A 14,351-nucleotide genomic window follows, 5' to 3' on the forward strand; every position below is an offset into this window, starting at 1 on the left:
GTTGAGATAATGCGGCATCATATCACAGGCTTTGTAACCAACGTAAACTTGCCCATAACAAGGGCAGTATAATGATAAAGCTAAACCAGATAGCACAGGCACGTGAGGTCAGCTTAATTGCAGGCGTGATGTCATCACAGGTTGGCTGCGGACCGTAGCACAATTTATCCACATTGATACGCACGCCAGCAAACTTCTGTGGTCCACCGAGCTCGATTCTCAAAATACTGGCCACGAGATTCACACTGAGAACATAACCTCGAATAGCGTGATGATTTTTAGGGGCTCTAAAAAGTTTTGCAAACGCCTTAGGCCCGCCTTGAATGGCGAGCGACAGGCTCCACAACCAAGCCGGAATCGCCAGCAAGATAATGGATACACCATTCACAGTACTGCAAAAATGTTGATACTTTGGTTGAATGGGCGGCCAGCTCAATTCGAGTTGTTTGAGCATGCGCACTGCTAGCACCAAAGGTGCTCCAGCAATAGCGAAAAAGAAAATGGTCGATGCTGTGCCGTAAATAGGCGCTGTGGCGAGTTTTTCTATGGTGGCTTTGGCTAGGCCGATTTCCGACAAACTATCGGTATCGCGCACCACCCAAGGCTGTAAAATCTTTTTTGCGCTGGCATTGTCTCCACGTTTTAAGGCTTTAGCGATTTCATCGGCGACTTGGCTAAACCCTGCATCGGTTAAGCATAGATAAAGCACCAAAAATTCGAAAAACCATGGAAAGGCGGCCAGTTCGAGCAAAAAGGTGATAATGGCCCAAAACGGAAACAGTAACAGCATCATAGCTAAAAAGCCTGCTGTGGCTTGTTGGCTTGGAGAGCGTTCTGGGCGATTCACTTTGGCAGCGAGTTGCTTGGCTAAATGGCTAAACCAAATAAGCGGCTGCATTTCCCGTGGTAATGGCGCTAACCGCGCCAATAACAAAGCAAAAAAAAGTACCAAAAAGCCTTCAAACAAAGCGCCATCTATCTCGACAAGTTGTTGATAAAAAGAGGTGTGCATTCGGTACTTTCCACTTAAGTGATTATTTTACTGTGCTAGGATTCAGTTGCTCAAGCAGCAACATCACCATCAGAGCCGAGTGATAACCCGCTTTGACAATATAAGAGTCGAAATCCACTGGCGAGTCATTGTTGGCGTTATCCGATAAAGAGCGGATCACCACAAATGGCACTCCAAACTGATGACAAACTTGAGCGATTGCCGCGCCTTCCATCTCACAGGCGGCCATAGTCGGGAAGTTTTTGAGCATGGCTTGGGTGCGAACAGGATCGCAAATAAAGCTGTCGCCAGTACAAATCAAACCTTCAATCGCTTTGACTTCACCCAGTTGAGCAATCGCTTTGTTGGCGGCTTCAACTAAATGTGCGGCAGGAATAAACGCAGCAGGTTGCTGTGCCATTTGGCCAATTTCATAACCAAAGGCGGTGACATCCACATCATGGTGACGTACTTCAGAAGAAATCACGATATCGCCAATGGCCAACGAATCCACAAAACCACCGGCAGAACCAGTATTGATTACCGCATCCGGCGCATATTTTTCGATGAGTAGCGTGGTCGCAATACTTGCGGCGACTTTACCTATGCCTGAGCGAGTCACGACTACGTCTTTACCCGCGAGAGTACCAGCAATAAATTCAATACCAGCAATGGTTTGCGATGTCGCATTTGTCATGGCGGCGATCAGGTGAGCGACTTCTGGCTCCATTGCGCCAATAATTCCAATTTTCATGGGAGACCTTTTTGATTCAACACTTAAAGAGTGGGACACGGGAATGCTGGCTAATATACCACACAGTTTTATGCAGTCGTTATGGCGAGATTGGGATTGCTTGATAATCGCGGGGTAAAACGCGGGAGGGTTAACAGAAAAGTGCGCTCCTAAGATGCACGCTTTCATCTATCTATTTTATCCATCAACCGATTGCGATAAGCCACAAGCAAATGGCTGAACTCGTTTGCACGAGTCCAGCCATTGGAGTGCTTGTTAAAATGACAAGGGTAAAATGTTTTTTTACCGATAAAACAAACACGTGGCGCTGAATCTATAGCGCTTAGTCTAAGTAGTTAAGAATACCTTGGGCGGCATCGCGACCTTCGGCAATGGCTGTCACGACTAAGTCAGAACCGCGCACCATATCACCACCGGCAAACACTTTTGGGTTGGTGGTTTGGAATGGGTTTTCGTCTAACTTGCTCGCTTTGACTCGGCCCCATTGATCGAGCTCGATACCGTGTTCGGCAAACCAAGGGGCAGGGCTAGGCTGGAAACCAAAGGCGATAATAATCGCATCGGCTTCGAGCAACTGTTCGCTACCGGCAATCGCTTCGGCGCGTTGACGACCACTTGCATCGGCCTTGCCCATGGCTGTTTCAACGCATTCAATGCCGATCACTTTGCCATCTTGGGTTTTAATCGCCACAGGTTGACGGTTAAACAGGAAGTTAACGCCTTCCTCCCGCGCATTTTGCACTTCACGACGTGAGCCTGGCATGTTGGCCTCGTCCCGGCGGTAAGCACAGACTACGCTGCTGGCACCTTGTCTGACGGCTGTGCGCACACAATCCATCGCAGTATCACCACCGCCTAATACCACCACACGTTTACCTTCAAGGTTCAGGTAGGGCGTTTCAGTATTCTGGGTGCCCATTAAATGATGGGTGTTACCAATCAAATAGGGCAGGGCTTGGTATACGCCTTGGGCATCTTCACCCTCAAGGCCTGCTTTCATCGCGGTATAGGTGCCCATACCGAGGAAGACGGCATCGTATTCTTCGAGCAGTTTAGTAAATGGGATGTCCTTACCGACAGTGACACCGAGTTTGAACTCAATGCCCATGCCTTCTAATACACTGCGACGGGTCGCCATAACGGCTTTGTCGAGTTTAAAAGACGGAATACCGTAGGTGAGTAGACCACCAATTTGTGGATATTTATCAAAGACCACAGCTTTAACACCGTTGCGAGACAGAATATCCGCGCAGCCTAAACCCGCAGGACCCGCACCGACAATCGCCACTCGTTCAGGGCGAGGCGTGACCTTGCTCATATCGGGGCGCCAGCCTTGGGCGATCGCTGTGTCGGTAATGTATTTTTCGACATTACCGATAGTGACAGCGCCAAAGTCGTCGTTCAGAGTACAAGCACCTTCACAGAGTCTGTCCTGTGGACAAACACGGCCGCAGATTTCGGGCAGAGTGTTGGTCTCATGCACTAAATCTGCCGCTTCCATGATGCGACCTTGTTCCGCTAGCTTGAGCCAGTTAGGAATATAATTGTGTAGCGGGCACTTCCACTCACAATAAGGATTTCCGCAATCTAAACAGCGGTCCGCTTGCTCTGCCACTTGAGGCTGAGCAAAAGGCTGATAAATCTCAATAAACTGAGTCGCACGTTTAGCCGCAGGGTGTTTAGCGGGGTCTTTACGACCCACTTCAATAAATTGAAAATCGTTACTCATGCGCCATTACCCCGCTTTTACAACTAATTCTGGGCTCGATTTCTCTAATTTGAGCAGATCGGCCACGGCAATATTTTTAGGTTTTACTAATACGAAGCAATCTAACCAGTTACCAAAATCACTTAAGATCATCTTGGCATGTTCGCTGCCCGTCTCGGCCACGTGGGCTTCAATTAGACCTTTTAAATGTTGTTGATGTATCGGTGATTCGAGTTTTTGAGTATCGACAAGCTCAGTATTCACACGGCGATTGAAGCGGCCGAATTGATCGAACACATAGGCAAAACCGCCTGTCATACCCGCGCCGAAGTTCACCCCTGTTTTACCAAGGACAACCACAATGCCGCTGGTCATGTATTCGCAGCCGTTATCGCCAAGCCCTTCGACCACTGCAATCGCCCCTGAGTTACGTACTGCAAAACGCTCACCCGCTTGACCTGCGGCGAAGAACTTGCCGCCCGTCGCGCCGTAAAGACACGTGTTACCGACAATGGCGCTGCGTTCACTTTGGAACGGGCTACCAATCGGCGGGTATATGACAATCTGGCCGCCAGACATGCCTTTACCCACATAGTCGTTGGCATCGCCGCAGAGTTTTAACTCAAGGCCTGGGCTGTTCCACACGCCAAAGCTTTGGCCGGCACTGCCGTTAAAGCTCAGTTTGACCGGCGCTTTGGTGCCTTTGACGCCGAGTGTGCTCGCGATATAGCCTGACAACGTCGCGCCAACGGAACGGTCGGTGTTGTTGATGCTGTAAGCAGCATCGAAACTCTCGCCCTTATCGACAGCACTTTGGCATTCGTTTAATAAATGCTGGTTAAGCAGCCCTAAATCCGCCGGTGGATTGGTTTCTTGCCAAGTGCGTGACGAGGTTGCTGGCACCTTGGGTTGATACAAAATCGGTGACAGATCTAAGCCTTGTTGCTTCGCGGTTTGGCCTTCGAGGGCATATAACCATTCGCTGCGACCGACGAGGTCTTCAAACTTGCTCACCCCTAAGGTCGCCATCCATTCACGAACTTCCTGTGCAACAAACTCAAAGTAAGTCATCACTCGCTCTGGCAGACCATGGTAATGGTTGTCGCGCAGGTTTTTATCTTGCGTTGCTACGCCAGTCGCACAGTTGTTCAAGTGGCAAATACGCAGGTATTTACAACCTAGGGCGATCATAGGCACAGTACCAAAACCAAAGCTTTCGGCGCCCAATAACGCGGCTTTAATCACATCGGTACCGGTTTTTAAGCCGCCATCGACTTGCAGGCGAATTTTATGGCGTAGACCATTTTCTACTAGCGATTGATGCACTTCGGCTAACCCTAGCTCCCATGGACTGCCCGCATATTTCACTGAGGTAATTGGGCTAGCACCTGTGCCGCCGTCATACCCTGAAATCGTGATCATGTCCGCATAGGCTTTGGCCACGCCGGTGGCGATCGTGCCCACACCGGGTTCTGACACAAGTTTCACTGAAATCAGCGCTTTAGTATTGATTTGCTTCAAGTCGAAAATCAGCTGGGCTAAATCTTCGATAGAGTAAATATCGTGGTGCGGCGGCGGTGAAATTAAGGTCACACCAGGGCGTGCATGACGCAGTCCGGCGATTTCAACACTCACCTTATGGCCGGGTAACTGACCACCTTCACCGGGTTTTGCCCCTTGGGCGACTTTAATCTGCAACACATCGGCATTAACTAGATAATGCGCCGTGACACCAAAGCGTGCCGAGGCAATCTGTTTAATTGCAGAGTTGCGTTCAGTATTAAAGCGGCGTGCATCCTCACCACCTTCACCTGAGTTCGAGCGGCCACCTAAGCGGTTCATCGCGATAGCAAGAGCTTCATGGGCTTCAGGGCTCAAGGCGCCTATGCTCATGGCGGCACTATCAAAACGTGAATATAGATTTGATGCCGCTTCTACATCGGCGACATCAATCGATGTTTGTGCGCCCTTAATACCGATTAAGTCACGCAGTGTGGCCACGGGACGATTGTCGACGAGTTCGGCGAATTTTTTATAGCTCGCAAAATCTTTGTCAATCAATGACGTTTGCAAGGTGTTGACCACATCAGGGTTGAAGCAGTGATACTCGCCGCCCTCAACGTATTTCAGCAGGCCACCTTGCGGTAATGGCACATGGGCACGGTAGGCCGCTTTGTGCAGAATAGCTTGGTCTTGGGCGATGTCTGCAAAGCCTGCGCCCTCGATGCGGCTAATTACGCCTTTAAAACACAGTTCGATCACTTCGCTGGCAATGCCTATGGCTTCAAATTGCTGACTGCAACGATAGGAGCCGACAGTGCTGATGCCCATTTTGGACATGATCTTACGCAAGCCTTTTTCGATGCCGTAGCGGAAGTTCAACATCAATGCCGTGGTATCGGTTAAGTCATGGCGTTTCGCCAGTTCGGAAATTGACTCATACACTAAATACGGATAAATCGCAGTGGCACCAAAGCCAAGCAATACGGCAAAGTGATGCGGATCTCGCGCCGATGCGGTTTCAACAATAATGTTGGTGTCGCAGCGCAGGCTCTTATTCACCAGCATTTGTTGCACAGAACCGACCGCCATGGCCGCGGGGATCACTTGCGCCGTTTTACCTATGGCTCTATCCGAAAGGATCAACAAAGTCGTGCCGCTGCGGGCTAAACGCTCGGCTTCGGCTGTGATACGGCGAATGGCACTTTCTAAGCCTTCCTGTGGTTCGTAATTTAAATCGACAATATTGGCGCGATAGTAAGTGCTATCTAATCCCAGTAACTGGTTAAAATCACTGAATAATAAAATAGGTGAATTGAACATCACCCGGTAAGCATGCCCTGTCGTTTCATTGAAGAGGTTTTGTTCACGACCAATACAAGTGGTCAATGACATGACGTGCTTTTCACGTAAGGGGTCAATAGGTGGATTCGTTACTTGAGCAAATTTTTGCCTAAAATAGTCATACAGTGAACGTGACTTTTTCGACAATACCGCCATAGGTGTGTCGTCACCCATAGAACCTGTAGCTTCTTCACCTTGCTTCGCCAATACCCAAATGACTTGTTCTAATTCCTCACGGGTATAGCCAAATTGTTTTTGGTATTGCAGCAATAGCTCAGGGCTTAACTCGCTGGCACCGTGCTGCTCAGAGGCTAAATCTTCCGCTGGCGTTAAAGTACGGCTGTTTTTCGCCATCCACTCTTTGTAAGGGTGGCGGCGTTTAAGATCGTTATCAATTTCAAAAGATTGGTACAGGCGGCCGTTCAAGGTATCTAATACCAGCAATTCGCCAGGCCCAACACGGCCTTTTTCAATCACTTCATCGGCGGCGTAATCCCAAATACCCACTTCGGAGGCTAAGGTCAAAATACGATCTTTTGTGATCACATAACGCGATGGACGCAGACCGTTACGGTCTACGGCGCAGGCTGCATGGCGACCGTTGGTCATCACAATACCAGCCGGACCATCCCAAGGCTCCATGTGCATAGAGTTAAAGTCGTAGAAGGCTTTTAATTCGTCATCCATTTCCGGATTACTTTGCCAAGCAGGCGGGATCAATAGACGCATGGCACGGTATAAGTCCATGCCACCGGATAACAGCATTTCCAGCATGTTATCTAAAGATGAAGAGTCTGAGCCTGTTTCATTCACAAAGGGAGCGGCCTGCTGCAAATCTGGCAGTAGCGGTGAATTAAACTTATAGGCACGGGCGCGGGCCCATTGACGGTTACCCGTAATAGTATTGATTTCGCCGTTATGGGCTAAATATCTAAACGGCTGAGCTAATGGCCATTTAGGAGAAGTATTCGTTGAGAAACGTTGATGGAATAGGCATATAGAGCTTTTTAAGCGAATGTCCGCGAGATCGGGATAAAACGCGGGCAAGTCTACAGGCATCATCAGACCTTTATAGACGATAACTTGGCCAGACAAACTCGCGACATAGAAGTCTTTGTCGTCGATGATCTGCTGCTCTAGGCGGCGACGCGCCATATAAAGGCGACGTTCCAAGTCTTTTTCACGCCAGCCAATGGGGGCGTTGATCAGCACTTGATAGATTTGTGGCAGGCTAGCCTTGCCAATTTCACCTAACACATCGGGATTGACAGGCACCTTGCGCCAGCCTGCAATACTTAAGGTTTCACGCTCGAGTTCGCGCTCAAGAATAAACTTGGCTTGGTCAGCCAGTTCATCATCTCGACTTAAAAACAGCATACCTACGGCAAATTTTCTGCTCAAATGCCAATCATTTTCCGCGGCAATCGCTTCAAAAAATTGCACGGGTAATTGCATTAATAAACCACAGCCGTCGCCAGTGCGACCGTCGGAGGCAATGCCCCCTCGGTGCTTCATGCGATCTAGACCATGGATTGCCGTGCGCACTATACGGTGGCTGGCTTCGCCATCCATCTGTGCTATCAACCCAAAACCACAATTGTCCCGCTCAAAACTGGGATGATATAAGCTCATACAAAAACCTCCCTAGACCTCAACTGATTACTACTCGGGGAGAAAATGTAAAGACTTTCTATAGATATGCACCCGAACCACCCAAATTAGCCTGAGATTCAATAAAGGTCAAACCAAAAATTTGCATAAAACATGGGTATTAATTCATGTTTCATACACAAATCACAATTGCCTTACGTTAACGTCAACAGTAAAATGTGCCGTATAACATTATGAATAAAAAGAATTTTAAAAACTATCAAACTCAATATTTACCAAGGTGTAACATGCTGATGGGATTGTTTTTGATTTAGAAATAGTGATTTTTATTGCAAACACAGTAAATAGATAAAAAATTAAAATTGTTGAATTGTTATTCATTTTTGATGTGAGCAAGATCTCAGCGGTAAGCTGGCTAATTTGAGGATGCGCACATTTATGATAATAACGGTATGAGTCAGGCGGGAATTTGATGTAGCGCCAAGAAAACTCTCGCTACCTTATTTACACTAAGCTTTTTCTTCTATTTGTTCACGTATTTTCTTTTCTATTTGTGATTTTATCTTGGTTATTCTCAATGAAGCGATATGAAATTTGGTGGGTGCTCTAATGGGGCTTGATGCATATGTGAATACCTTTGGTGCCGTTTGCAAGGCACGATATGGCACCCGACTGCGAAAACTCACTATTGATGCTAAGTTTACTTGCCCTAACCGTGACGGCACTTTGGGGCGTGGAGGTTGTACTTTCTGTAATGTGGCGTCATTTAGCCATCAAACCGCCGATGTATTGAGTATTACTGAGCAACTTGAACAGGGTAAGAGCCGCTATCGTGAGGCGAAGCCTCAGGCACAAGCCGATAAATTTATTGCTTATTTTCAAGCCTACACTAGCACTTACGATGAATATCAAGTGTTAATGGCTAAGTACGATGAAGCGGTTAAAGATGGCGAGATAGTCGGTTTATGTGTTGGAACTCGCCCCGATTGTGTGCCGAATAATGTACTGGATTTACTGGCGCGTTATCAGGCAAATGGTGTCGATGTGTGGTTAGAACTCGGGTTGCAAACAGCCAAAGATGAAACACTGCGTAGAATTAACCGTGGCCATGATTTCGCCTGTTATTGTGACACTGTGTCTAGGGCGAGAGCTCGCGGTCTTAAGGTGTGCACTCATCTTATTCTTGGCTTACCCGATGAAACCCATAGCGATTATATGGCGACTTTAGCTGCTGTATTGCAGCAGGGTGTTGACGGTTTGAAGTTACATCCTTTGCATATCGTCGAAGGTAGCACTATGGCTAAGTCGTGGCGAAGTGGGCGCTTACCTTTATTGAGTATTGAGGATTATGCCCACAGTGTCGGTGAGATGATCCGCCATACTCCCGCGGAAGTGATTTTTCACCGTGTCACCGCTTATGCGAAAAAACCTATGCTATTAGCACCCGATTGGTGTGCTTATCGTTGGGATGGATTGGTGGCGATTGTGGATAATTTGCAGCTTTATGGTGGACAAGGGCACGCATTAGCGCAACGATAGAGGCAAGTTAGTGGGATAAATTTACTCCCTAAATGTTATGTCGTCGCTATTATTTCGTAAGCGTTTATTTACGACTATTAGTTTGTTTTTTTGTTAATTTTAATCTGAATTAGACCATGAATATCGCTATAAGTTGCACTGACAATTTTAGTGGGTATCATGTGATAAATTCGTTTTAAGCATTGAACCACTTAAGGGAGGCCTTATGGCCACAGTTGAATTAGAAGCAATCCTAGATCTCAATACTCTCGAACAGTACTGCAGCGCCATTGGTGCCGGTACCTTACTCAAGAGTGTAGTGTTATTTGAGCAGTTAATGCCTGAATATGTTGGAAATCTAGTGAAGGCTAACGACGCAGCAGACAAAGATACCTTATGTTCAGAAGCACATAAATTTAAAGGTGCTGCAGGTTCCGTGGGGTTAAAACGTATTCAGCAAATCGCCCAATTATTACAACATGGCGAAGAAGCAAGATGGGATGCTGAACATGGCTCTTGGGTTGCTGACATCGTTGAACACGCGAGTGCAGATTTACAACAGTTAAAGTTATTCCTCCAAGCCAAAGCATAAAATATTACTTGCTAAGGTAAGTTAAGGCGCAGCAATAATGTCTATTGTTGCGCTCAATTGAGTGAATCTTGCATTGGTTTTACGATTAAGTTTGTTGTTTTCGACATTTTCTTGTTAGCGCTTTTCCCATCTTATTTTGTTACTCCCACTTAAGTTTTACGGCGAACCGATTGAATATCGATTCGGGTCACAATCCTGATATCTTATGCCGCGTTATTGCTCATCACTTATGCTAAAGTAGATTTAATTTCTTAATTCATAACCTTCATGGCAATCGAGAAAATGAAAAGTTTACCTAGCTTAAAAAACTTATTCTATTTGGTGAATCTCCATCAAGAGCAGAATTTTAACCGCGCCGCTAAGGTGTGTTTTGTCAGTCAATCAACGCTTTCAAGTGGGATCCAAAACCTAGAAGAGCAGTTAGGGCATCAGTTGATTGAGCGAGACCATAAGTCATTTATGTTTACCGCCATTGGTGAAGAAGTGGTGCAGCGCGCCCGTAAAATTCTCACTGATGTGGATGATTTGGTGGAATTAGTGAAAAATCAAGGTGAGCCGATGACAGGCGATATACGTTTAGGGTGTATTCCCACTATTGCGCCTTTCCTATTGAGCCGTGTGATTCGCCAGTGTCAGCAATCTTATCCAGCGATGAGTTTATTATTGAAGGAAGATACCACTGAGCGTTTGCTAGATGCTTTAGGTAAAGGAGAGCTGGACTTATTAATCCTAGCGCTACCGGTTGATACTAGCGGTTACCACAGCATGAAAGTGGGCATAGATCCTTTCAAAATGGTGGCCCACAAAGATTTAGCGGGCGGCATACATCAACCTATTGATTATCAAACTCTGCCGGACGAGAGTATTTTTCTTCTTCAAAGTGAGCATTGCATCACAGGCCATGCTATTACTGCATGTCAGTTAGGTGATAGTGCGAAAGTCAATCCGTTTGCCGCCACCAGTTTGCATACTTTAGTGCAGATGGTGAACAGTAAACTGGGCACCACGTTTCTTCCGCAAATGGCCATTGACGCGGGTATTTTGAATGACACAGATTTAGTGGTGATGACGCCACCGGGTGAGGCACCTTACCGTGATATCGGCCTTGTTTGGCGTCAAACCACCAGTCGGATCTTAACTTTCCGCACTTTAGGTTTAATGATCCAAAAATTATTAGCTAAGGACGAGGAATAAACTGACTGTAACTGCAAAGCATTAATTCAAGCTAAAGCTTAAAGTCGATTACAAATCAGAGCGGGGAAACGCCAAACACTTCAATCGAGTGTTGTTTCCCTTTGAGTTTGACTGGGCCTAGATTTGATAGGTGATACTGAGTGTTGGGGTTATCTAAACGTCCCGCGAGTGCGCCCGAAATCAACATGCGCTGTCCTAGTGGATTACATTGATCTTGCAGTCTTGCTAAGGTATTGAGCACGTCACTAAAGAAACTAATTTCTTGTTTCTGTACACCAACAACTGCAGCGACGACTTGGCCACAATGGGCCGCCGCTTTAAATTTCGGCACAAAACCATAATGCTCTTCAAAGTAGCGGCGTTGCCAGTTCAGTTGTTGGCTAAATTCAAAATAAATATTCATGCAGCGGTCGTGAACTATCCCTTCTTCTAATGGCCAGTGAAGCAGCACTGCATCTCCCATATAGCGGTAGATTTCAGCTTCGTTATTGGACACAGTATCTGAAAGTAAACTAAAGCTGTCTTGGATCAATCGACTAAAGCGGTAATCGCCAAGTGATTCGGCATGTGTGGTTGAGGCGACCATGTCTAAATAGAGGAATAAGCGCTGCTCATATCTTGGCTTATGGTATTTACCAAGGCCTATGTTGAGTAAAATACGCGGCCCGACTAATAATGCCATTTGCTCGACAAAAGCTAAGCTGACTCGTACGACGACCAAATATACGATCAATGCTTGGAATGAAGGACTATAGAGAATGTGCGCCGTCAGCATTTGTCTGAGGGTCGACATATGATTTTCGATGGCCCACATATTTAAAAACTGAGTCATGTAAGCTAACGTCGTAGCACCCAGTAATAAAAACAAGCCTTTAAAGATGACTGAAAACACATAGGGGAGGCGATTGATTGCACTGAAATCGGCAATGACGTTCGACATCCAATGTAAGCTGCCAAAAATTATCCCCATGTAGATAGCAAGTGTTGCGAGATCAGCCGAACTTACCGCCCATTGGGGCAGCTCTGGTGATTGGGCATATCGAAAAAACACGAATGCAGCCATGGCAATCGCCCAAGCTAAAATCGCAAAAAGGAGTTTTTTCGCTTGTCTACGTGCTCTCACTGCTTGATTGGTATCCGAATACGGCTGTGATTTCAGGATGCCGTAGTTTATAGAAAAGAGTCACCTTAGTGCCAGTGAAATTTGTGATCTGGATCAATCCAAGTCCATATCGTTACTAAAAATTAACCAAATACCTTATTAAGTATCATAGCAGTGAAACTGGTCTTTAAATAAAAGCCCCTAGGGTTGGTCATTTTGAGGCTACCATCTTCGGCAATGCTTTGTGTTAACGCCTTACTATTAGCGGCCTTAGGGCGCAATTGCAGCACTTCGCCGTGGCGAGCTGTAAGCCTCTCTACTTTTCCGAGGGCGATAAGCTCCATGATCTCTTCCCAATCCTGTTGCAGTAATTGCAACTCGTGCGGATCTGGTTCCCACAATATTGGTGTACCTATACGGCGCTCACCCACAGGAATATGCCTCTCTCCTTCAACGGGTACCCAAAGTACTCGCTGTAACTTATGGCAGACTAAGCTGTTTTGCCAGGTTAATCCTTGGATATTCGATAGCGGCGCCACGCAGACATATGTGGTCTCCAGCGGTCGCCCCTGTGTATCAATGGGGATAGTTTTAAGCTCGACTCCTAAATGTAGAAAATCTTGCTCAGGTTTAGAACCCGCCGTTGCGCCTAATTCCATTTCGATTAGTTGACCGACCCAACCTTTATCGCGTTTAAGATCCTTGGGGACACGAATGCTTCTTTGGCTGGCTATCTGCGCCAAACTCACGCCCGCCATCATGTTGGCACGTTCGAGTAGTTCAGATAGATTTTCAGGGGGGATAATTCGATTCATGGCTGGATTTTACTTAAAAATAACCGCTTAGCAATGGTGGTTAAAAAATGAGCCCTACAGGGTGGATTAACTTGTACCGAATGTTTTTATTCTAAGTGACTGATTTTAAATTTTATATCCGTGTTAACCCCCGTTTTGCAAAAAAGTGTTCAAAGTTACTCTCTGCTTTCCCTTGCGTTCCCCACATACTTATCCACAGATATTATGGATAACTCAGTAAAGTGAGCCTCTTAACCTAATAAAAATCCTAAGTCAATGCGAATAAAGTGCATTTATTCTGGCTTTTGTGGACAGTTGTGGACACTATTTGTGTATAAAGTTGAGTAATATCGCGAGAATGATAGAAATACTTCTTGCTGGTTAAATAATGAGCTTTATTGGTTTTTTAGTCTAAAATAAATCATGATTAATGTGCAAGCTTATGAATTTGTTTGCTATTAAGTTTTAACGCTAAATTTTAAAAACGATGGTAAATAGATGTTTTTTGAACGTTATAACAAGTTCACCTGAGTTTCAAACAGAGATATCCACAGAAAATGTGGATATCCCCGGATTCCATCCCCTAGCATTGTTGATAAATGTCTTTTAAGTCAGATGTTATCCAAAGCTTAGGATAAAATAGAGGTTTGCTGAGAGACTAGCTTTATGAAACAATCAGTTTATTAAAATTTAATGTGATTTGGAGTCCATGTGATTGATAGCGACGGCTTTCGCGCAAATGTGGGCATTATAATTTGTAACAGATATGGCCAAGTCATGTGGGCTAGACGTTTCGGTCAACACTCATGGCAATTTCCTCAAGGTGGCGTCGATGATGGCGAGACAGCAGAAGAGGCTATGTACCGTGAGTTGTATGAAGAAGTGGGCCTAAGACCTGAACACGTGCATATATTAACCTCGACCCGTTCTTGGTTGCGCTATCGTTTGCCAAAGCGTTTAGTGAGGCAAGACAGTAAACCTGTGTGTATCGGGCAAAAACAAAAGTGGTTTCTGTTACAACTGAAAAGCCAAGATAGTGCGATTAATTTGAGTTCTTCTGGGCATCCTGAATTTGACGATTGGCGCTGGGTAAGTTATTGGTATCCTGTGCGGCAAGTTGTGTCATTTAAGCGTGATGTTTATCGTAAGGTGATGAAAGAGTTTGCGGTAACGGCATTGTCATTCCAAACCCTAGAAATACCTAGGAAACGGGGAAGACAAAAAACAACGGGCTGATTTTCAA

The 14,351-nt window shown here is 46.0% G+C and carries 10 protein-coding genes; 4 read left to right on the forward strand and 6 right to left on the reverse strand.

Annotated elements, in window-relative coordinates; genetic code table 11:
* Positions 1-22 precede the first annotated feature (22 nt).
* The 4 genes from KO533_RS04275 to gltB form a co-directional block, all read right to left on the reverse strand.
* Positions 23-1,012 carry a cobalamin biosynthesis protein gene (locus KO533_RS04275; protein WP_219252989.1) on the reverse strand — a complete coding sequence of 330 codons (990 nt, stop codon included), beginning with the start codon at positions 1,010-1,012 and terminating at the stop codon, positions 23-25.
* Between the two features lie 22 nt (positions 1,013-1,034).
* Entirely contained in the window at positions 1,035-1,745 is a 711-nt protein-coding gene (locus KO533_RS04280) for a 5'-methylthioadenosine/adenosylhomocysteine nucleosidase (RefSeq protein WP_219252991.1), read from the reverse strand.
* Positions 1,746-2,067: 322 nt separating this feature from the next.
* The gene (locus KO533_RS04285; RefSeq protein WP_219252993.1) at positions 2,068-3,474 is read right to left on the reverse strand and encodes an FAD-dependent oxidoreductase; all 1,407 of its coding nucleotides are present in this window, start codon (positions 3,472-3,474) and stop codon (positions 2,068-2,070) included.
* Positions 3,475-3,480: 6 nt separating this feature from the next.
* Entirely contained in the window at positions 3,481-7,929 is a 4,449-nt protein-coding gene (gltB, locus tag KO533_RS04290) for a glutamate synthase large subunit (RefSeq protein ID WP_219252995.1), read from the reverse strand.
* A 588-nt stretch (positions 7,930-8,517) separates the two neighbouring features.
* Between gltB and KO533_RS04295 the strand changes: the two genes are divergently transcribed.
* The 3 genes from KO533_RS04295 (at position 8,518) to oxyR (ending at position 11,212) form a co-directional block, all read left to right on the forward strand.
* Positions 8,518-9,447, forward strand: coding sequence for a TIGR01212 family radical SAM protein (locus tag KO533_RS04295; protein WP_219252997.1), 930 nt, complete (start codon positions 8,518-8,520; stop codon positions 9,445-9,447).
* Positions 9,448-9,652: 205 nt separating this feature from the next.
* On the forward strand, positions 9,653-10,018 hold the full coding sequence (locus KO533_RS04300; RefSeq protein WP_028760840.1) for an Hpt domain-containing protein: 366 nt from the start codon (positions 9,653-9,655) through the stop codon (positions 10,016-10,018).
* A 282-nt stretch (positions 10,019-10,300) separates the two neighbouring features.
* Positions 10,301-11,212 (forward strand): hydrogen peroxide-inducible genes transcriptional activator OxyR, encoded by a 912-nt coding sequence (oxyR, locus tag KO533_RS04305; protein WP_028760839.1) that lies wholly within the window; start codon positions 10,301-10,303, stop codon positions 11,210-11,212.
* 55 nt (positions 11,213-11,267) lie between these two features.
* Here oxyR and KO533_RS04310 read toward each other — a convergent pair whose 3' ends face one another.
* Both KO533_RS04310 and mutH read right to left on the reverse strand, forming a co-directional pair.
* Complete coding sequence (locus tag KO533_RS04310; protein WP_105249866.1) at positions 11,268-12,335, reverse strand: adenylate/guanylate cyclase domain-containing protein; 1,068 nt, start codon at positions 12,333-12,335, stop codon at positions 11,268-11,270.
* A 122-nt stretch (positions 12,336-12,457) separates the two neighbouring features.
* Positions 12,458-13,129: a DNA mismatch repair endonuclease MutH gene (gene mutH, locus KO533_RS04315; protein WP_131523041.1), complete on the reverse strand. Its 672-nt coding sequence runs from the start codon at positions 13,127-13,129 to the stop codon at positions 12,458-12,460.
* Positions 13,130-13,819: 690 nt separating this feature from the next.
* Between mutH and rppH the strand changes: the two genes are divergently transcribed.
* The gene (gene rppH, locus KO533_RS04320) at positions 13,820-14,344 is read left to right on the forward strand and encodes an RNA pyrophosphohydrolase (RefSeq protein WP_006080762.1); all 525 of its coding nucleotides are present in this window, start codon (positions 13,820-13,822) and stop codon (positions 14,342-14,344) included.
* The last annotated feature ends 7 nt before the right edge of the window (positions 14,345-14,351 follow it).

Source organism: Shewanella sp. NKUCC05_KAH (genome assembly GCF_019345585.1).
Taxonomy (GTDB): domain Bacteria; phylum Pseudomonadota; class Gammaproteobacteria; order Enterobacterales; family Shewanellaceae; genus Shewanella; species Shewanella oncorhynchi.